Here is a 244-nt window from a genome sequence, read left to right on the forward strand (position 1 = left end):
ACGCGCATGCGCGCGGCCGCGGTCAGGGGCAACTGGCACATCTGGGCCGACACCTACGCCATCGCCAACAAGCCGGGAGGCTTCCTGGCCGGCGGCCGCGGCGACGAACTGGCGGTGCAGGCCAGCCTGCCGCGCGAAGTCTGGGGTTTTTGGGCCGATCGCGGCGCCACAATCATCCAGACGGACGAGCCGAAGGCAGCCATCGTATGGCTGACGGCGAATGGTTTTCGCGTGCCTTATGCCG

At 68.4% G+C, this 244-nt stretch carries 1 pseudogene; it reads left to right on the forward strand.

Annotation, left to right across the window (positions count from 1 at the left end):
- Positions 1-244, forward strand: a pseudogene (locus tag EOB59_RS27145) (DUF4996 domain-containing protein); the annotation flags it as partial.

This window comes from Mesorhizobium sp. M7A.F.Ca.MR.176.00.0.0 (assembly GCF_004023165.1).
Taxonomy (GTDB): domain Bacteria; phylum Pseudomonadota; class Alphaproteobacteria; order Rhizobiales; family Rhizobiaceae; genus Mesorhizobium.